Origin of the sequence: Synechococcus sp. 60AY4M2 (assembly GCF_002760375.1) — a bacterium.
Lineage (GTDB): Bacteria > Cyanobacteriota > Cyanobacteriia > Thermostichales > Thermostichaceae > Thermostichus.
The window spans coordinates 1,885,981-1,903,951 of record NZ_AUMZ01000001.1 but is presented as its reverse complement, the minus strand read 5'-3'; the positions used below and the strand labels follow the sequence as shown (position 1 = coordinate 1,903,951).

At 60.9% G+C, this 17,971-nt stretch carries 20 protein-coding genes; 9 read left to right on the top strand and 11 right to left on the bottom strand.

The annotated features are described in order from the left end of the window. Window positions 1-19: 19 nt before the first annotated feature. Entirely contained in the window at window positions 20-1,372 is a 1,353-nt protein-coding gene (locus SYN60AY4M2_RS08330) for an ABC transporter substrate-binding protein (protein ID WP_099812701.1), read from the top strand. Window positions 1,373-1,473: 101 nt separating this feature from the next. Continuing rightward, window positions 1,474-2,676, top strand: coding sequence for a sugar ABC transporter permease (locus tag SYN60AY4M2_RS08325; RefSeq protein WP_240527785.1), 1,203 nt, complete (start codon window positions 1,474-1,476; stop codon window positions 2,674-2,676). 24 nt (window positions 2,677-2,700) lie between these two features. Here the strand turns inward: SYN60AY4M2_RS08325 and SYN60AY4M2_RS08320 are convergent, their stop codons facing one another. After that, entirely contained in the window at window positions 2,701-3,135 is a 435-nt protein-coding gene (locus SYN60AY4M2_RS08320) for a PAM68 family protein (protein ID WP_011431559.1), read from the bottom strand. Between the two features lie 35 nt (window positions 3,136-3,170). After that, the gene (gene rpsO / locus SYN60AY4M2_RS08315; RefSeq protein WP_011431560.1) at window positions 3,171-3,446 is read right to left on the bottom strand and encodes a 30S ribosomal protein S15; all 276 of its coding nucleotides are present in this window, start codon (window positions 3,444-3,446) and stop codon (window positions 3,171-3,173) included. An 88-nt stretch (window positions 3,447-3,534) separates the two neighbouring features. Between rpsO and SYN60AY4M2_RS08310 the strand changes: the two genes are divergently transcribed. Further along, a complete protein-coding gene (locus tag SYN60AY4M2_RS08310; protein WP_099812700.1) occupies window positions 3,535-4,215 on the top strand; it encodes a HEAT repeat domain-containing protein in 681 nt (226 codons plus the stop codon). Between the two features lie 66 nt (window positions 4,216-4,281). On the opposite strand, the gene apcD is transcribed toward SYN60AY4M2_RS08310, so the two are convergent. The 4 genes from apcD to SYN60AY4M2_RS08290 form a co-directional block, all read right to left on the bottom strand. Then, window positions 4,282-4,767 carry an allophycocyanin subunit alpha-B gene (gene apcD, locus SYN60AY4M2_RS08305; protein WP_011431562.1) on the bottom strand — a complete coding sequence of 162 codons (486 nt, stop codon included), beginning with the start codon at window positions 4,765-4,767 and terminating at the stop codon, window positions 4,282-4,284. 187 nt (window positions 4,768-4,954) lie between these two features. Beyond that, complete coding sequence (locus SYN60AY4M2_RS08300) at window positions 4,955-6,463, bottom strand: PilT/PilU family type 4a pilus ATPase (RefSeq protein ID WP_228375371.1); 1,509 nt, start codon at window positions 6,461-6,463, stop codon at window positions 4,955-4,957. 100 nt (window positions 6,464-6,563) lie between these two features. Then, a complete protein-coding gene (gene folE, locus SYN60AY4M2_RS08295; protein ID WP_099812699.1) occupies window positions 6,564-7,253 on the bottom strand; it encodes a GTP cyclohydrolase I FolE in 690 nt (229 codons plus the stop codon). A 123-nt stretch (window positions 7,254-7,376) separates the two neighbouring features. Further along, window positions 7,377-8,102, bottom strand: coding sequence for an SDR family oxidoreductase (locus SYN60AY4M2_RS08290; RefSeq protein WP_099812698.1), 726 nt, complete (start codon window positions 8,100-8,102; stop codon window positions 7,377-7,379). Between the two features lie 224 nt (window positions 8,103-8,326). Between SYN60AY4M2_RS08290 and SYN60AY4M2_RS08285 the strand changes: the two genes are divergently transcribed. From SYN60AY4M2_RS08285 to SYN60AY4M2_RS08270, 4 genes are all read left to right on the top strand, one after another. Continuing rightward, window positions 8,327-9,523: an ABC transporter ATP-binding protein gene (locus SYN60AY4M2_RS08285; protein ID WP_011431566.1), complete on the top strand. Its 1,197-nt coding sequence runs from the start codon at window positions 8,327-8,329 to the stop codon at window positions 9,521-9,523. Between the two features lie 455 nt (window positions 9,524-9,978). Beyond that, window positions 9,979-10,872 carry a Tic22 family protein gene (locus SYN60AY4M2_RS08280; RefSeq protein ID WP_011431567.1) on the top strand — a complete coding sequence of 298 codons (894 nt, stop codon included), beginning with the start codon at window positions 9,979-9,981 and terminating at the stop codon, window positions 10,870-10,872. A gap of 11 nt (window positions 10,873-10,883) precedes the next feature. Continuing rightward, window positions 10,884-11,771, top strand: a complete 888-nt coding sequence (gene prmC / locus SYN60AY4M2_RS08275) for a peptide chain release factor N(5)-glutamine methyltransferase (RefSeq protein ID WP_041438671.1) — start codon at window positions 10,884-10,886, stop codon at window positions 11,769-11,771. A gap of 141 nt (window positions 11,772-11,912) precedes the next feature. Beyond that, window positions 11,913-12,683, top strand: a complete 771-nt coding sequence (locus SYN60AY4M2_RS08270; RefSeq protein ID WP_011431569.1) for a histidine kinase dimerization/phospho-acceptor domain-containing protein — start codon at window positions 11,913-11,915, stop codon at window positions 12,681-12,683. Window positions 12,684-12,708: 25 nt separating this feature from the next. On the opposite strand, the gene psb27 is transcribed toward SYN60AY4M2_RS08270, so the two are convergent. Then, window positions 12,709-13,110 carry a photosystem II protein Psb27 gene (gene psb27, locus SYN60AY4M2_RS08265; protein ID WP_011431570.1) on the bottom strand — a complete coding sequence of 134 codons (402 nt, stop codon included), beginning with the start codon at window positions 13,108-13,110 and terminating at the stop codon, window positions 12,709-12,711. Between the two features lie 72 nt (window positions 13,111-13,182). Between psb27 and SYN60AY4M2_RS08260 the strand changes: the two genes are divergently transcribed. Continuing rightward, window positions 13,183-13,923 carry an NnrU family protein gene (locus tag SYN60AY4M2_RS08260; protein ID WP_049749798.1) on the top strand — a complete coding sequence of 247 codons (741 nt, stop codon included), beginning with the start codon at window positions 13,183-13,185 and terminating at the stop codon, window positions 13,921-13,923. Window positions 13,924-13,957: 34 nt separating this feature from the next. Further along, complete coding sequence (locus SYN60AY4M2_RS08255; RefSeq protein WP_011431572.1) at window positions 13,958-14,350, top strand: thioredoxin domain-containing protein; 393 nt, start codon at window positions 13,958-13,960, stop codon at window positions 14,348-14,350. Here the strand turns inward: SYN60AY4M2_RS08255 and SYN60AY4M2_RS08250 are convergent. From SYN60AY4M2_RS08250 to pip, 4 genes are all read right to left on the bottom strand, one after another. Next, window positions 14,287-15,867 carry a hydantoinase B/oxoprolinase family protein gene (locus SYN60AY4M2_RS08250; protein WP_041439269.1) on the bottom strand — a complete coding sequence of 527 codons (1,581 nt, stop codon included), beginning with the start codon at window positions 15,865-15,867 and terminating at the stop codon, window positions 14,287-14,289. The genes SYN60AY4M2_RS08255 and SYN60AY4M2_RS08250 overlap by 64 nt on opposite strands. A gap of 5 nt (window positions 15,868-15,872) precedes the next feature. Then, window positions 15,873-16,181 carry a hypothetical protein gene (locus SYN60AY4M2_RS08245; RefSeq protein WP_099812695.1) on the bottom strand — a complete coding sequence of 103 codons (309 nt, stop codon included), beginning with the start codon at window positions 16,179-16,181 and terminating at the stop codon, window positions 15,873-15,875. Between the two features lie 31 nt (window positions 16,182-16,212). Further along, complete coding sequence (locus SYN60AY4M2_RS08240; RefSeq protein ID WP_240527784.1) at window positions 16,213-16,734, bottom strand: PDZ domain-containing protein; 522 nt, start codon at window positions 16,732-16,734, stop codon at window positions 16,213-16,215. A gap of 255 nt (window positions 16,735-16,989) precedes the next feature. Continuing rightward, entirely contained in the window at window positions 16,990-17,940 is a 951-nt protein-coding gene (gene pip / locus SYN60AY4M2_RS08235; RefSeq protein WP_011431576.1) for a prolyl aminopeptidase, read from the bottom strand. Window positions 17,941-17,971: the final 31 nt, after the last annotated feature.

Sequence of the window (17,971 nt, the reverse complement as noted above, 5' to 3'; positions counted from 1 at the left end):
TGCGACTGCATTTTATTTTATGAATACCCGTCGGACTTTCCTGGCTGCTCTGGCCGGCCTGGCGGCTACCGCTGGTGCTGCCTTCCTGGCTGCTGACAGCTTTGCCCAGTCTCCTGCCAACGTCAAAGTTTGGATTGCCTTTACCGATAACCGTCTCGATTGGGCCCGTCAAAAGGCGGCAGAGTTCAACAAGCAATTTCCTCAATACAATGTAACTGTTGAGGGCTACGGCAACTACGAAGAAATTCAACAGGCCACCGACCTCGCTATTCAACAAAAAGCCGCTCCGGCAGTGGTGCAGTGGTTTGAGGTGGGCACCCAACGGGCACGGGATTTCGGCTACTTCAAGTCCATCGCCGAGGCGCTGGGCAACCGCACCGAAGTGAACGGGATCCCGGTGAACTTCGAGGATTTTATCGAGCCGGTGGTGAGCTACTACACCCTGGATGGCAAGTTCACCTCCATGCCCTGGAACAGCTCCAGCCCCATCCTCTACTCCAACACCGCCATTTTGAAGAAGGCCGGGATCGAGAAGCCGCCGGCCACCTGGCAGGAGCTAGAAGCCGCCTGTGAGAAGATCATGGCGCTTCCCGACGCTCCCCAGGGCTGCGTCACCTGGCCCAACCACGGCTGGTTTTACGAGCAGTGGATGGCGCAGCAAGATGCTCTCTTGGCCAACAACGAAAATGGCCGTGCCGCCCGGGCCACCCAGGTCTTTTTGGACTCGCAGCCCTCGGTGGCTATCGCCACCTGGTGGAAAGGGATGTATGACAAAGGCTACTACATCTACAGCGGCAAGCAGCGCGATTGGGCGGCCACGGAGCAAGCCATCCAAACCGGCACCGTCGCCATGGCCATCACCAGCAGCGCCGACGCGGCCAACATCACCAACGCCGCCAAGCAGAACAACATCGAGCTGGTCACCACCCGCATGCCCTACAACGCCGACAAGGGTTGGACGGGGAACTTGATCGGGGGCGCCAGCCTTTGGTTGGTGAAGGATCTGCCCAAAGAGGTGGAAGAGGGGGCGCTGACCTTCATGTTGTGGCTGAATAACACCGAAAATGCTGCCGAATGGCACCAAGTGACCGGCTATCTGCCCATTCGCAAAAGCTCGGTAGCCTTGCTGGAGTCGCAGGGCTGGTTCAAGGAAAACCCCAACTTCTTCACTGCTATCGACCAAATCAACAACTCCAAGGTCACTCCTGCCACCCGTGGGGCGTTGCTGGGAGCCTTTCCTGAGATTCGCAATGTGGTAACCCAGACCATGGAAGATCTCATGCTCAAGGGCGGGGATCCGGCCCAAGCCATGGCCAGGGCCAACGAGACTGCCAACCGGCTTCTGGCCGAGTACAACTCCCTCTATCAGTAATTGGTCAGGAGCTGGGCTACAGCAAAGCAAAATCTGAGGATGGGGGGTGGGCGGCGGCCTGCCCCTTTTTGGCTTTTGCAAGGTTGGATGGGAGAGAGAACATGGGGAAATGGATCCAAGTGCTGCTGCCGCTGCTGGCGGGGTTGTCGGGGGCCCTCTGGGTGGGATCCCGTTTTCGGCGCATCGAGCGGCCTGTGCTGCTGGGGGCGGCTCTGGGGGGGCTGGCAGGAGGGTTGGGATCCCTGATTTTTATGGCGCCCCTGGATTTTTGCACTTTTGAGCCGGAGCGCAAGGCCATCGACATGGCCTTTGGCGTGGGGCTGGTGCTGGCGGGCATGGCCATTCCCCTCTGGCCGCTGTTGGCGTGGACGCAGAAGGAGCAGGAGCGCCGCCTGGGGATCCCCGGCCCAGCTGTTCAGGAGAGGGGCATCTTTAAGCAGTGGTGGCTGGCGTGGCTGCTCTTGTTGCCCACCTTCGCCATTTTGGTGGTGTTTCTCTACTATCCAGGGCTGGATACCCTGCGCCTCTCCACCCTGCTCACCTTTGTGGGCGCGCCGCGCAGCCGCTTCGTCTGTGTGGACAACTTTACCGCTCTGCTGACGGATGCCACCTATCTGCGCAGCCTGGGGATTACCTTCGCCATTTCGGCGGCCATCGTGGTGTTGGGGCTGAGCGGATCCCTGTTGATTGCCACGCTGGCCTACCAGCCCATCCGCGGGGCGGCAATCTATCGCATCTTGCTGATCTGGCCCTACGCCATTTCGCCAGCAGTGGCCGGTATCATCTTTTTCATTATCTTCAACCCCTTGGGCGGCGTAGCCAACTACTTGCTGGGGTTAGTAGGGATCCCACGTTTGAACTGGCTGAGCGATCCCAATTTAGCCCCTTGGGTGGTGATCTTTGCCAGCGTTTGGAAGCAAATGGGCTACAACATTTTGTTTTATCTGGCTGGGCTGCAAAACCTGCCTAAAGATTTGCAGGAGGCGGCTGCCATCGATGGGGCGGGGGCCCTTCGCCGCTTCTTTTCCATCACTCTACCGCTGCTTTCCCCCATCACCTTCTTTTTGGTGATCACCAACATGACCTACGCCTTTTTCGATATTTTCGGCACCATTGATTTGCTGACTGCCGGCGGCCCTTCCGGATCCACCTCGGTGTTGATGTACGAGATCTACAAGATTGGCGTATCGTCAGGCAATTTGGGCAGGGCAGCCGCCCAATCCATTGTGCTCTTCTTAATTGTGGTGGGCCTGACGATCCTGCAATTCCGCACCACCGAGCGGAATGTAACGTATGGGGGATAACGGGGCTGGGGGAGAGAGCAAAATCTAGGATTCGTCAGCTTCCGACGGCTTAGAAGGGTCAGACAACTCGCGCCATTGCTTGAAAACATTGCCTAGGTTGCGGCGGAACTCGTCAATCCCCAGCAGGGATCCCGGCTCTGGATCCCAAGAAGCCGAGAACACGCCGTAGCTAATGCCCAAAAAGCCAAGGCCGAAAAAGGCCAGCGACTCCACCAAAGTAAAGTAGGGGGGCAGGGCTATCACATGGTTGGTTAAAAGATAGTAATTGACAAAAAAGCTGCTCAAGCCAAGGCCAGAAGGGATCCCGGAAAAGACCAAGATCCGCCGCACCATACGCCGGCTGACCTCAGGGGGAATGACAGCAACCGGCTCTCTTTGGGTCGGTTGCGTCTCCACCTGAGCAGGGGTAGAGCTGGAGCGGCGGCGGGAGGCTTTGGAATAGCGGCTGGACTTGCCCACGAAGGTAGCTCTCCGACAGTGATTTAGCTAGCTGCCTACTTTTTCACCCGAATGTTCAACCGTTCGGCCAGCTCCCGGAAGCGGTCGGGAGAACGTTTGGCAATGTAGTTGAGCAGCCGCTTACGCCGACCGATCATCATCATTAGGCCGCGGCGCGAGTTGAAATCTTTCGGGTTTTTCTGAAGGTGCTGCGAGAGTTGGTTGATACGGCTGGTTAGAAGAGCAACTTGTACCTCGGCAGAGCCGGTGTCAGTGTCGTGAAGTCGGTAGGTCTCGATAATCTCCTGCTTCTCTTGCTGCAGTAAGGCCATAAGTTCACAAAAACTGGATGCACTGCCTCAGAATGATAACATCGGCTTTTCGTCCTTTGCTATAGCCGGGTTAGGGGGAGAAAAGGAGATGACGACAACTTCTGGGGATCTGCCGGCCTTGCTGGAGCTGTTGAGCTCTCAGAACTTGGGGGATCGGCTGCGCGCCGTCAACAAGGCCAGAGAGCTCCCCGCGACCGAAGCCTTGACGCTGTTGCAGCGAGCTGTAACCGACGAGAATGCCCGCGTCCGCTATGCCGCCATTAGCCAATTGGGCACGCTCTCCGGCGCAGGTGTCGACCCGGCTGCCCTTTTGCCGATTCTGCGACAGTTTTTGCGAGAGGACCCCGAGTTCGATGTGCGGGCTGCCGCCGCCGCCGCCCTGGGGGATCTGAAGCAGCCACAGGCCCTAGACGATCTGCTAGAGGCTTACCGGCGAGAGACGGAGTGGCTGGTGCGCTTTAGCATTGTCGCCGCGCTGGGCGAGCTGGGCAACCCCGCCGCCTTCGACACCCTAGTGCAGGTTTTACAGGAAGGAGACGAGCTGCTAACAACAGCCGCTGCCGCTGCCCTGGGAGATCTAGGGGATCCGCGGGCCATCCCCCATTTGGAGCCCCTCATCGATTCGGACGATTGGCAGTTGCGCTACCGCGTCTGCATTGCTCTAGCCCAGCTCGGCACCGAAGCCGCCCGCCCCGGCCTAACCCGGCTGGCCCAGGATCCCCAAGAGCAGGTGGCCGCCCACGCCCGCACCGCCCTGGCATCTCTGTAGGCAGCAAGACCACCAAAGCTTGCCTCTCCACCGCCCAGACCGGCCTCCCTCCTCAAGAGAGGCGAGCTAGCTCATGGCATTGATGATGTAGTCGAAATAGGGGGCAGCCTCGGCGGCGGAGTCCGGATCCAGCAGGCTGAGGGCTGCTTCCTTCAAGAACACGATCGCATCGATCATACCGGCAATGGGCACGTTGAGGGCATTGTACATCTCCCGCACCCCTATCAAGCCGATGGACTCGATCGGCTCTTTGCTGCCGGCAATGATGCCATAGGTCACCAGGCGGAGATACCAGTCGTAGTCCCGCAGGCACTGGTTATAGCGCTTTTCGCCGTAGGCATTGCCGCCGGGTTGTATGTATTCGGGTCGCTTGGCAAATAGCTGCTTCTGCGCCTGATCGATAATGCGTTTTTTGTTCTCAGTTAACACCTGAGCGATCTGCAAACGCTTCTCGCCGCTGCTCATGTAATCTTTGATAGCTTGCAGTTCGCTGACGGAGAGATAGCGCAGTTGGTCGTCCGCGGTCTCGATGATCTGGTTGATCACGCTCACGGTAGGAATTCTCCTGTTTGCTAACTTGCTTTCAATTCAATTTGTTCACCAATCCGGCACCCATCCCGCAAGCCAAAGCTCGGCTCAGGAGATGAGAATATGGCCCAGAAAGCCAGCCTTGCCGCTTGCTCTCAGTTTAGGATAGGGCGAGCTTTCCCTCAAGCACCCACCCTGCGGGGCAGCGACCTCAGATGCGCCCCCGCAGCCATTGGGCCATCTCGTTGCGCCGCGGAGCCGCCTCCAGACACACCTCCTCTGTAATGCGCCCCTCTTGGTAGAGCCGAAACAGCGACTGGTTCATGGTACACATCCCCTCGTAGGAGCCGTCGGCAATCAGCTCCTCGATCTCGTCCACGGCACCCCGTTTGATGTAGTCGCGGATGGCATCGGTGTTGCGCATAATCTCGTGGGCAGCGGTGCGCTTGCCGTCGGTGGTGCGCACCAGCGTCTGGGCAATAATTGCTACTAGAGTCTCGGCCAGTTGCAGACGCATTGGCTCCTGCTCCTCTGGCCGGTAGATCCCCAAGAGACGCTCGATGGTGCGGACGGCGCTGTTGGTGTGCAGGGTTCCAAACACCAGGTGGCCCGTCTGGCCGGCCTTGAGAGCCGTATCCACGGTTTCGCGATCCCGCATCTCCCCGATGAGGATGATGTCCGGATCTTCCCGCAGCGAAGCCTTGAGGGCGTTGGCAAACTCCAGGGTGTGGATGCCGACCTCCCGCTGCCGCACCAGCGATTTCTTACTCTGGTGGACGAACTCGATGGGATCCTCAATCGAGATGATGTGCTTAGCAAAGTTGGAGTTGATGTAGTCCACCATCGCCGCCAGGGTTGTGGACTTCCCGGAGCCGGTGGGGCCTGTCACCAGTACCAGGCCCTTGTGCTCCTCGGCAATGCGCTTGAGCACCTCCGGCGCCCGCAACTGCTCCAGCGTCAAGATCTTGAGCGGGATCAGGCGCAGCACCATGGCAGGCCCTAGCAGAGAAACAAAGCAGTTAACCCGGCAGCGCACCAAGCCCTCGTACTGGATAGCGGTATCCAGCTCCAGGCACTCCTCAAACTGGCGGATTTGGTTCTCCGGCAGGCTTTCCCGCAGCCAGCTATAGAACACCTCGGTGGTGGTGACCGGGTAGTTGCCTATCACAATTTGCCCCCGATCCCGGAAACGGGGCACCTCTCCCACCCCCAGGTGAATATCCGAGTAGCCTTTTTCGTAGGCTTCCTGCACCAGTTGGCGCAGCGTCGGTCCAGCGGGGGCAGACTTAGGAGCAGCGGCGGCCACCGGGATCCGTCCAGCAGCCGTGGGGCGAGCCGGCGGCCCAAAAGGCGGAGCAGCCGAACCGGGGCTGGGGGGAGACACCTGAGGCCGGGCAGCAGGAGCTGGAGGGGGCGGAGACATCTGCGGGGGAGTGGCAGGGCCCGGCATGGGCACCGGCGTCTGCGGGGGGGCGACGGCCACATCTGGGGGGACGGGCCGGCCCAAGATGGGCTTGGGGGCGCTGGGGACAGGACGGGATCCGCTCCCGACAGGGGGAGGAGCAGCCCTGCCCAGCACCGGATCTAGCTGGGTTGGGGGTTCTGCCGAGGGCGCTTGCGCGGCCGCACGCGCGGGGCGCTGGATAACAGGCGGGGTCGGCGGCTTCCAACCGGAGTCTAAGTCGGTGGGAAATTGATTTTCGGGGCTAACCTCGCTCATAACAGGCCTCGCTTCTGGCAGGATCTGCGTCGATTTTAAGCTAGTATGCCCAGCCAGAGCAGAGGATTAGCTTTCTTGCCGGCAAAGCGCCGCGGCATCCTTAAAGGTTGGACGGGTGGCGAATGAGGCTCAAAAACTCCTCCCGCGTGCGGGGATCCTCCTGGAACACCCCCACCATCGAGCTGGTGACCGTCCAAGAGCCCGGCTTTTGCACCCCCCGCATCACCATGCACATGTGGGTAGCCTCGATAACCACCCCCACCCCATAGGGATCCAGCATGGTCATCAAAGCTTCCGCGATCTGGCGGGTAAGGCGCTCCTGAACCTGCAGGCGGCGGGAGTACATCTCGACAATGCGGGCGATCTTGCTCAGGCCCACCACCTTTTGGCGGGGGATGTAGGCAACATGGGCCTTGCCGATAAAGGGCAAGAGGTGGTGCTCGCAGAGGCTGAACAAAGTAATATCCCGCAGCAGCACCATCTCGTCGTGGCCCTCGTCGAAGATGGCGCCGTTGATGAGATCTTCCAGGGACTGCCGATAGCCGCTGGTCAAAAATTTCAGGGCGGCCACCACCCGCTCCGGCGTTTTCTTGAGGCCCTCCCGCTGCGGATCCTCCCCAATTCCCCGCAGCAACGTCTCCACTGCCGCTACCATCGCCGGATCCAGGCTCTCTGAGCCCTCGGGCTCTTGCCCCGCCGCATGGGACAGATCTCGGACAAGGCGAGACTTCAGGTTGGCTTTGTCGTTGAGTCGAAACTCGGCACCGGATCCAGGCTTGGCAAGAGTCATAGCAGGATATTCCTTGGGTTGAACGAAGGGTTGAAGGAACTTGTCGAGGGAGGCGGTGCAGGCAGATCTCCTCAAAAGCTCAGTCACAAAGGCCGTTACAGGAAAAGCCAGCTCCAGCCCGGCCTAAAAGGCCCCTGCTGCCGGCATGAGGGTCAGATCTTCCACCACGGCACCCTTGGGCAGGCGAACGATGTGGGCAATCAAGTCCGCCACCCACTCCGGCGAGAGCATTTTGGAACGGTCGAAATCGACCTGAACTGTATCCCAAAGAGGTGTATCCACAGCTCCGGGACACAGGCTGGTCACCCGAATGCCATGCTGCCGTTCCTCTGCGGCCAGGGCTTGAGAAAAGCCCAGCAGGCCAAACTTACTGGCGCAGTAAGCCCCCCAATTGGGAAAGGCTCGCTTGCCCGCAATGGAGATAATGTTGACAATCGTGCCGCAGCGCTGCCGGCGCATCGCCGGCAGGACGGCTTGGGCACAGAGAAAAGCTGCCGTCAGGTTCAAGTCGATCACCCGCTGCCAATCGGACAAAGATAAGGTGGCCAAAGGCCCGACATGGGCTATGCCGGCGTTATTGACCAAGACATCACAAACACCAAATTGATCCAGGAGAGCCTGCAACCGCTGCGGCAGGGCTCTTAAGTCGGCCAAGTCGATGGGAAAAACCTCCGCCTTTCCTCCCTTTGCCTGGATCTCCGCCTGTACCCCCAGCAAATCGGGATGGGAACGGGCCACCAGAGCAACTGCCACCCCCTGCCGAGCTAGGGCTAGGGCCACTGCTTTGCCGATCCCTCGACTGGCCCCCGTAATCAGGGCACGTTCGGGAAACTGGGTCTCAAAACTCATCCACAATAAAACTCTGGGATGCGCCGTCGAGAATAAGCGCCACCAGAGCCTGGGAAACTTCGTTAACCCAGTGTAACACTAATTCCTGCCTGCCCCTCCAAGCAAACAGGAAAGACTGGCATCGATCCCTCTCCGCCGCCCTCTAGCTGACTGGCGTCGGGCCGGGAAGGATCTGAGGTATGGTAGTCTGGTAAAGATAGTGAAAATCTTTTGCAACAACGATCATGGCCGAGTTTTTGATTTCCTCGACGTCCACCGCTGCCCGGACGGACTCTCCCTACATTCTTGAGGTTGAGCACATCAGCAAGGGGTTTCCCGGCCAGCGGCAGTTGGTTTTGCAGGAAGTGGCGTTTCGCCTGCCCCAGGGAGACATTCTGGGGATTGTCGGCCCATCGGGCTGTGGGAAGACCACTTTATTGCGCACCATTGCCGGCTTTGAGCAGCCAGACAGCGGGCGGATCCTGCTGGGGGGGCGAGTGGTGGCCGGGGAGGGGCAGTGGATCCCACCGGAGCGGCGGGGGGTGGGGCTGGTGTTTCAGGATTTTGCCCTGTTTCCCCACTTGGATGTGTTGGCCAATGTGATGTTTGGCCTCCGGCCCACTGCCCTGTTCGCGTCGGCAGCGGGGGGCGGCAGTCGCTCCTCCTCGGCTGAGGTGGGAGGCGCTGCCCAACAGGCGCGGGAACGGGCTGACGAGGTGTTGCGGTTGGTGGGTCTAGAGGACTACGCCCACCGCTATCCTCATGAACTTTCAGGCGGGCAGCAGCAGCGGGTGGCCCTGGCCCGAGCTCTGGCCCCCAAGCCCAGCCTAATCCTTTTGGATGAGCCGTTGAGCAACTTGGATGTGCAGGTGCGCTACTACTTGCGGGAAGAAATCCGCAAAATCCTCAAGCAAACCCAGACCTCGGCCATTTTCGTTACCCACGACCAAGAGGAGGCTCTCTGCCTTTCCGATTGGGTGGCGGTGATGCGGGAAGGGCGTATTGAGCAATGGGGATCCCCGGAGGAAGTCTATCGGGAGCCGGCTACCCGCTTTGTGGCGGAATTCATCGCCCAGGCCAACTTTCTTCGCTGTGAGCGGCGGGAGTTCGGTTGGCAAGCTGAGGGGCTGCTGCACATCCCATTTCAGGCTTTGAGGGATCAGCCCGATCCCCATCTGCGCCAGGGAGAGCTGATGATCCGGCAGGAGGAGTTACGTCTGCATCCCAATCCCCAGGGGAGAGTTACCATTCGGGATCGACAGTTTCTGGGGCGAGAGTATCGCTATTGTCTGGTTACAGAGACGGGCAAGCAATTGCACGCCCTGGCGCGGGAAGCTTTGCCGGTGGGCACGCGGGTTCAAGTTACCGTCGAGCAGGGCCGTCTGTTTCCCATTTCGGAACCTCAGTCAGTAGCGGGATCGGGAAGCAAGAGCTTTGCCTGATGGGATCTTTGCCCTCAGCCCAGGCGCCCCACGCCGCTGCCGCGTTCCCAGGATCCTGCCTTCTCAGCCCAGACTCTACAGCCAGAGGATGGAGGGGCTATCTGTATTTGGTGTGGATCCGCTTTGTTAGACTCCGTATATAGTAGGAGGTGATGCGGGATCCCCACCCAAAACGAGGGCTTTACCCCTCGACAGGGGTTGAGCAAATGCTTTAACCTTGCCTTCTAGGGTGGCCCAGGGGGCGCTCGTCAAAAAGGGTAGAGGGGCGTAGTGTCAGCAAGGGCCAGCTTCGCCAGGCGCTGTCCCCAAAGTCCCAAGAGTGCGCCGCATGGCCAGCCTGAGCTGTGTTGAGCAAGGTGAGCTTGGTCAGCTCCTCTTGGGCAGAGGTCGTCGGTTAGTGTTTCAGGGATCTGACCCAATAGCAACGAAGACAAGGCGTGATGCCAGGAGTAGAGATGAAAATGATGCGCGGTAATGCAGTGCCGCTTTTGGGATCCCTCTGCCGCCGTAGAGCTCAGGCAGGCGGGCGGGCCGCGTTCGTAGCGGCAGTTCGCAGCACCCTCCTGCTGGGGTTGGCGGGGGTGATCTGGGGGGGAGTTCCTACTTTTGCTCAAGGGGGGCCCCTCTCGACTCAGGCAGTGGCAGCCCCCATGAGTCGTCAAGAAGTGGCGGAGCGGCTGAATCTGGTGCCGGTTTTTGCCATTGTGTCTCAGAACGGCACCCCTGTGGTCGCTAACGTAGAGCGGGAGGGTCGCACCATCCAGGTGGCTTCTTTCTGGCTGGATCAGAACCAAGCCCAGCAAGCGTTGGATCAGGTGAAAGCCAAGAACCCTGAGGTGGGCCAGCAAGCCCAGGTGGTGCCCATTCCCTTGGGCTACGCCTACGAAAAGTCGGAAGAAGAGCGGGCCAAGAATAGCAATCTGTACTTTGAGGTGGTGCCTCGGGCTGCTGATGTGGAGGCGGCCAAGCAAGTGCTGAAAGAAACGGGTCAGGAGGTGCCGCCGGAAGTGATCGGCGTGCCGCTGTTCTATGGCCGCTCGGGAGAGGGGTTGCTGACCATCGAGCAGGATGGCCAGGAGGTGGTGCCTTTCTTCTTCGACCGCAACGACCTGAAGGGGGCTTTAGACCGGGCGGCGGCGCAGAACCCCGAGGTGGTCGGCAAAACCCAGATCGAGGTCACTTCCCTGGCCATCGTGGTGGAGCGCATGTTAGCCCCTGACGCCCAGGAGGATGTGCAGAAGATCGCTTTCATTCCGCCGCGCGCGTCGCTGGAGTACGTGCAATCGTTAATTCGCTCTGCCACTCCCCAGCCCAATCCACCTGCCACTCCCCAGCCTCAGCGGCGTTGACCTAGCTCCTGATGGGATCCCCCTCTGCGCTGGTGCAGCAATTGCTGGCCTGGCGTGCCCAGGCTCTGCAGGCGGCGCAAGCCGCCGGCATCCCTCCTCAGGAGGTGGAACTTCTGCTTAGGGAACGGCTGGGCTGGGGATCGTTGGAGCGCTTGCTGGGTCGGCCCCCGACGCTGCAGGGGGATCCGCTGGCGGAGGTAGAGGAGCTGTGGCGGCGCCGGCTGACAGAGCGCATCCCCCTGCAGTACCTGCTGGGAAGGGTAGAGTGGGCAGGTTTGAGCTTGCGGGTAACGCCAGCGGTGTTGATCCCGCGCCCGGAGACCGAGCTGCTGGTGGAGCAAGCCTCCCTTTGGTTGCAGTCTAACCTGCTGCCGCCGGGATCCCCTTTTGCCGACCTGGGCACCGGCAGCGGGGCCATTGCCATCGCTTTGGCCCAGGGGCATCCCCAGTTGCAGCTTCTAGCGGTGGACGTGAGCCCAGAGGCTTTGGCCGTTGCGGCAGCCAATGTGGCGGACTATCATCTGCAGGAACGGGTGAAGCTGTTACAGGGATCCTGGTTTGCGCCTTTGGATCCCTGGCGAGGTCGGCTGCGTGGCCTGGTTTCCAACCCGCCCTATATCCCCACCGGGGAGCTGGCCTACCTCATGCCCGAGGTACGGCTGCACGAGCCACGACAGGCCCTCGATGGCGGGGAAGATGGGCTGGTGCACTTGCGGCTTTTGATTCAAAAAGCACCGGATTACTTGGCCCCCAACTCCTTTTGGGCGGTGGAGGTGATGCAAGGCCAAGCCCCTTGGGTGGCGGAGCAGTTGCAGGCCAGAGGCGGCTATCAGCAGATCCAAGTCCACCGGGATTTGGCCGGAATTGAGCGGGTGGTCAGCGCCCACTTCGTCGGCTAGAAAGTTGGGAAGAAAAAGGTAGGATCCAGGAGCGCGCCGTTGTCAAACTAGCTAAAACCCAAGGCTCTCCATCCGAACGCCCTGCTTCGAACATCAACGGGATCTCCTACCTTTTGTCCGAAGTACCTCTGGAGGAAACCCTTGCCCGCAGCAAAACCCGATCCTCCCTCCCAGCAGGCCGCTGCTGCCGTCAGGCAAGAGGCGGTGGATTGGCAGTTTGCGTTTGAGCGCTCGGAGGTGATGCGCGCCTTTCAGCAGGAGCTGCTCGTCAGCATTGGCCACGAGCTGCGCAACCCCCTCAGCAGCCAGATGGGATCCCTGCAGTTGGTGCTGTCCGATCTGTGCGATTCCCGCGAAGAAGAGCGGGAGTACCTTCAAAGTGCCAAAGAAGCGGTGGAGCGCCTGATCCAGTTGCTCGAGGAGTACAGCCGCCTGGCCCGCCACGACCTGCCCATTCAACCCTTGCAACCGAAGCCGACCCGACTCCGTCCCCTCCTTCAGGATGTGTACAGCCTAACTCGCCTACAGGCCCAGGATCAGGGCATTCGCTACGAATGGCCGATCCTACAACCGCCTTCTGCCTCTGAGCTGCCCGCCCTCCCGGACAGCCTTATGGTTTGGGCGGATCCCCACGGTTTGGTGCAGGCTCTGCTGGGGGTGTGTCGCTGGGGTATTCGCACCCTACGCTATGGTTCGATGGCTCTACACCTCTATCCCATCGCAGCAGCGGAGGGGCGCCTGTGCCTGGAGTGGAATCTGGAAGGGCGGTGCCATGTGCCCATCCAAACAAAGGGTTGCGCTGCTTGGCGGGTGAGCGAACGGCTCCTGAGAGAAATGGGGGGCGATCTGGAGCTTGGCGAAAGCAGCCTCCACCGGGTTGTCATCAAGGTAATCCTGCGCCTCGCCCAGTGATTTGGATCTGGGAGATCTGAAAAGCTTAACCTTCGCGGCGCAAGGCCAGCTCAGCGCGATCCAGTTGCATCAGCACCCGCTCCACCTTCTCTGGGTCAAGAGGCCGCTTGGAGGTGCGGTAGTGGGAGGCCACGGTGTTGAACACGGTGCGCAGAGTCGTAAAGGATTGCAGCTTGTCGTAGCGATGGCCATGGTAGCGCCCTGCAAATTCTTGAATGGCCTCCATCGCTTCCACCTGCGCCTCCTCTGGATTCATCACGGGATCCGCTTCCGAGAGAACGGTGCGCAGGGTTTGGATCAGGGTCATGCTGTCTTCGTAGTACTTGCCGGTGAGGCGGGCCGCCTGAGCGCTTGCGGTCGCCCAGCCCAGCATCAGGGTGACCGAGAGGAGCAGGCCGAGAAAACGTAGAAAAAAAGGTTTCAGCATCGGAAGGTTGCCCAATGTAACTTATCTTTAAGCATAAGTCACAGCGACACCGGAAGAGGAGCCATCGAAAAGATGCTGTCCACTTTCTTCAACCACTTGCTGCCGGAGCTCGCCCGGTACAGATCCCACGCGATCATGTTGGGCATGATCTTGGGGTTTGCCTGTGCTCACAGTGGGCTGGCCCACTTGCGCCCCTGGGGGGAAGCTTGGCTGGGATCCCGTCTGTACCGCCTTCTTTTTGCGCTGGTCAGCCTCAGCTTGGCTCCGCTGTTGCTGATCTACTTTTTGAACCATCGCTACGACGGGGTGATCCTCTGGGATCTCCATGCTGTCCCCGGCATTCACACCACCGTTGTTCTTTTGTCGGCGCTCTCGTTTTTCTTTTTGTATCCGGCTACCTTCAACTTACTGGAGATTGCTGCCATTCACAAGCCGGAGATTCACCTGTTTGAGACCGGGATCATCCGCATCACCCGCCACCCCCAAATGGTGGGCCAGGTGATCTGGTGTGTGGCCCATTCCCTTTGGATTGGCTCCAGTTTTATGCTGGTCACTTCCCTGGGGCTGGTGGCCTACCACCTGTTCGCCGTCTGGCACGGGGATCACCGTCTGGAGCGGAAATACGGCCAGGCCTTCCGCGACCTCAAGGCCCGTACTTCTGTGATCCCCGGCTTGGCCATTCTGCAGCGGCGACAACACCTGCAACCGCGAGAGTTTCTGCGCTGGGCCTATCTGGGGGTGTTCAGCTTTGTTGTGATTCTTTATGCCTTTCATCCGCAAATGGTTTCTGCAGCCAGCGGGGTTGCCTGGTAGCATGATCCCAAACAACTTCTTTAGTCTGGGAGTGATGAACTTGCAAGTTGCTTTAGATGCTTTTAATCAAGAACTTTTGACAAGTGACGGGTTGGTGTTGGTGGATTTTGGTGCCCCTTGGTGTGGCCTGTGTCGCTTCATTCAGCCGATTACCGACCGTCTCGCAGCAGAGTGGGGCGGCGCGGTCAAGGTGCTGCGGGTGAATGTGGACGACAATTTTTGGCTGCCGCGCCGCTATCGGGTGCGCTCGCTGCCGACCTTAATTTTGTTTGAGAAGGGTCAAGAAGTGCAAAGGCTGGAGCACTTCGCCAGCCGCGATGATGTGCTCCGCCGCTGCGAGCAGTTGTTTCTCGCTCGCCTGCGCTATGTGGGTTCGGGTGCCTGCTCCTCCTCGCTGGACCCCCAAGCCCCGCCGCCAGGGGTGTAGAGGGTGAGCACATCGCCGGCTTTCAGGGGGCGGCTGATCTTGCTGGGCAAGGGATCCCCGTTGACGAGGTTGATCCCCAGCTGGCCAGGTTCGCCGCCTTCTTCCCCTTGCGGGGCATGGTGGCGCCGGTCGGTGAGCAGGGAGAGGGTGCAATCTTGCAAGGTCTGGATGGAGCGGATCAGCCCCCACCCGCCCCGCTGGCGGCCATGGCCGCCCGAATCTGGGCGCAACTCGTAGCGCAGCACCCGCAGGGGATACTCCAGCTCCAGGGCTTCGATGGGGGTGTTGAGGGTATTGCTCATGCCCACGTGCACCCCATCCAGGCCTGGTCGCTGCTGGCTGGCCCCCTGGCCGCCCCCCAGGGTTTCGTAGTAGGTGAAGTGGCGGTTGCCCAGCACGCAGTTGTTCATGGTGCCCTGCCCCTGGGCGATGGCACGGGATCCGGCCACCGGGGCCAGGGCTTTGAACACCACATCGGCAATGCGCTGCGAGGTTTCCACGTTGCCGGCCACCACCGCCGCCGGAAATTGGGCATTGACCAGGCAGCCGGGCGGGGCCACAATCTCGATGGGATCCTCCAGGCCGACATTGCTGGGGGCAGTGGGATCCAACAGGCAGCGCAGGGCAAAGAGCACCGCCGAGCGGGTCACGGCCAGAGGCGCGTTCAGGTTCCCCGCGGTGGCCGGGGCTGTGCCGGCGAAGTCCACCCGCAGCCTCTCCCCCTTGACCTCTACCTGCACCCGGATCTCAATGGGCTCAGGCGGATCCCCGTAGCCCTCCAGGTAGTCGCAGGCGGTGTAGATCCCATCGGGCAGAGCGCGGATCTGGGCCTGCATCCGCCGTCGGCTGTAGGCGATCACCCCGGCAATCAACTGCCAGGCCTCCTCTTCCCCGAACCGGGCCAGCAGCTCGCCAAACCGGCTCACCCCCACGGCGCTGGCCCCCACCTGGGCCTGCAAATCTCCCCGCCGCTGCTCAGGGTTGCGCACATTGGCCAGGATCAGGCGCAGCAGATCCTCCTGCCAGCGCAGCTCCCCTGTCGAGGTCATCTGGGCCAGCCGTAGCGGCGGGATCACCAGCCCCTCCTGCCAGATTTCCGTAGAGTCGGCGGGCATGGAGCCGGGGCGCATCCCCCCAATATCGGCATGGTGGGCGCGGTTCACCGCATAGGCACAGACCTGTTCTGGATCCCGCAGGCCGGGGATGGCCGTAACCACCGTGATATCCGGCAGATGGGATCCCCCCTGGTAGGGATCGTTGAGGACGAACACATCGCCGGGCCGCGGGCCGGCTGCCACCACCGCCCGCACCGCCTCCGAGAGAGCTCCCAGGTGAACTGGAATGTGGGCCGCCTGGGCAATACAGGCCCCTTGGGCGTCGAACAGGGCTGTCGAGCAATCCCGCCGTTCCTTGATGTTGGCCGAGTAAGAACCGCGGATGAGGCGCGCCCCCATCTCCTCGGCGATCCCCGCCAGCGCATTGGCCATCACCTGCAGCCGGATGGGATGGGTATCCATGCGCCTCACAGCCTGCGCCCCAGCCAAACAGCCACCCTGCGGATCCCTTGCCAAAACTGCAGACGGCGCTGCCAGCGGTCGAGGGTATGGCGATTCTCCCGCAGCCGATCCCGCAGGCGCAGCAACTCAGCCGGCGTGGGAGCCAAAGCCCGCTCAGCGGCTTCCCGCCAATCAGCCATAGCCCGCTCCGTAACCCAGAGCGCCGACCGCAGGTTCAAGAGGACAGGAATCAGGGCAAGCAAGGCTAAAAACAGCAGCCCATTGAGGCCGCAAACCGCCCAAACTGCCCACTCTGTCCCTAGTGCAGCAGTCACAGAGAGCTCAGCAAGGGATCCCTGGCAACACTCACTGCTGCTGCAGCATCAAGGGGCGCAACACACGGCCATCGCCGACCACAACCACCGTCGATAGCACTTGTCCGCCGCGCCGGAAGGTAATGGGTACCCGCTGGCCCACGGGGGTGTTTTGGATAATTTGCTGCACATGTTGCACCGAGGTGACCCGCTGCCCGTCCACCCCAATCAAAATATCCCCCTGGGCCAGACCCGCTCGTTGAGCCGGGCCATCCTGGAGCAGGCCAACCACCTGCACCCCTTGAACTCGAGGCGCAGGGCCGAACAGGCGACGGCTGATAGCGCCTTGAGCCGGCTGTCCATCCACCGCTTCGATGGCAACCCCGATGAAACCGTTGCCTACGACAGCAGGCGACACCTGAGCCCCGAAACTGTCAACCTGAACCGTGGGGCTGTAGAAGTTGTAAGCTTCACCCCCAACCGAGTCACAGGGGTAGGCCACAACAGCATCTGCCAGCAGGAGGGAGGCGGGCAGGGCGAGGGCAAGCTTGAACAGAGTGTTCGGTTTCTGCATAGTTCGAGCCTGGAAACGGCGAAGAATAACAAGTTGAGATCCGCAAAAGCATTGGGATGGATCGACCAGCCCGAGAGAGACAGCGGAAGCCATCAACCGGGCAGCTTGCACCGCCCTTCCCTCAGTGATAAACCCAAAATCGCCAACTGTCGATAGGCTTGGCCGTGCTTTGGGGCTAGATCCCAAGGTTTTGCCGGCATTTCTGTAGCAATTCTTCAAGCTCTTGGGATCCTCAACCCGGCCTATCTCAGCGGCTCACAGACCAACGCAGCGATCGGTGGCCTGCAGCAGGGCGGTGCGGATCCCGGGCTCGGTGATGGAATGGCCGGCATCGGGAATGAGATGAAACTCCGCCTCTGGCCAGGCCTGGTGCAGTTCCCAGGCGGAAATGGGGGGGCAGACCACATCGTAGCGCCCCTGGACAATGACAGCCGGCAGATGGCGCAGGCGCTCCACCCCCCTGAGGAGCTGATCTTCAGGATCCAGAAAGCCGCCGTGGACGAAGTAATGGCACTCGATGCGGGCAAAGGCCTCGGCAAACTCTTCCCGGCCAAAGCGCTCGATGAGCTCAGGGCTGGGGATCAACTTGCTGGTGCTGGCCTCCCAGATGGCCCAGGCGCGGGCCGCCCTCAGGCGCACCTGGGGATCGGGGTCGTTGAGGCGGCGGTGGTAGGCTGCCAGCAGGTCATCCCGCTCGTTGGGGGGGATGGGATCCAGGTAATGTTCCCAAGCATCGGGGAACAGGTAGCTGGCCCCCGACTGGTAGAACCAGCGGATCTCAAACGAGCGCAGCAGAAAAATGCCCCGCAAGATAAACCCCAGGCAGGATTGGGGGTGGGTTTGCCCATAGGCCAAGGCGAGGGCGCTGCCCCAACTGCCCCCGAACACCCACCAGCGCTCAATGCCCAGGTGCCGGCGCAGCTTTTCGATATCGGCCACCAGATCCCAGGTGGTGTTCTCCCGCAGCTCGGCGTAGGGGCGGCTCTTGCCGCAGCCGCGTTGATCGAACAGCACCACCCGCCAGCGGCTGGGCTCGAAGTACTGCCGGTAAAGGGGATCGATGCCGCCGCCGGGCCCTCCGTGCAAAAACACCACCGGCTTCCCGTCTGGGTTGCCGCACTGCTCGTAGTAGAGGGTGTGCAGGGAAGAGACGGGGAGAAAGCCGTGATCGTAAGGCTCGATGGGCGGGTAGAGGTCGCGCTGCATAACCAGAGATTCTAAGGATCAACGGCCAGCC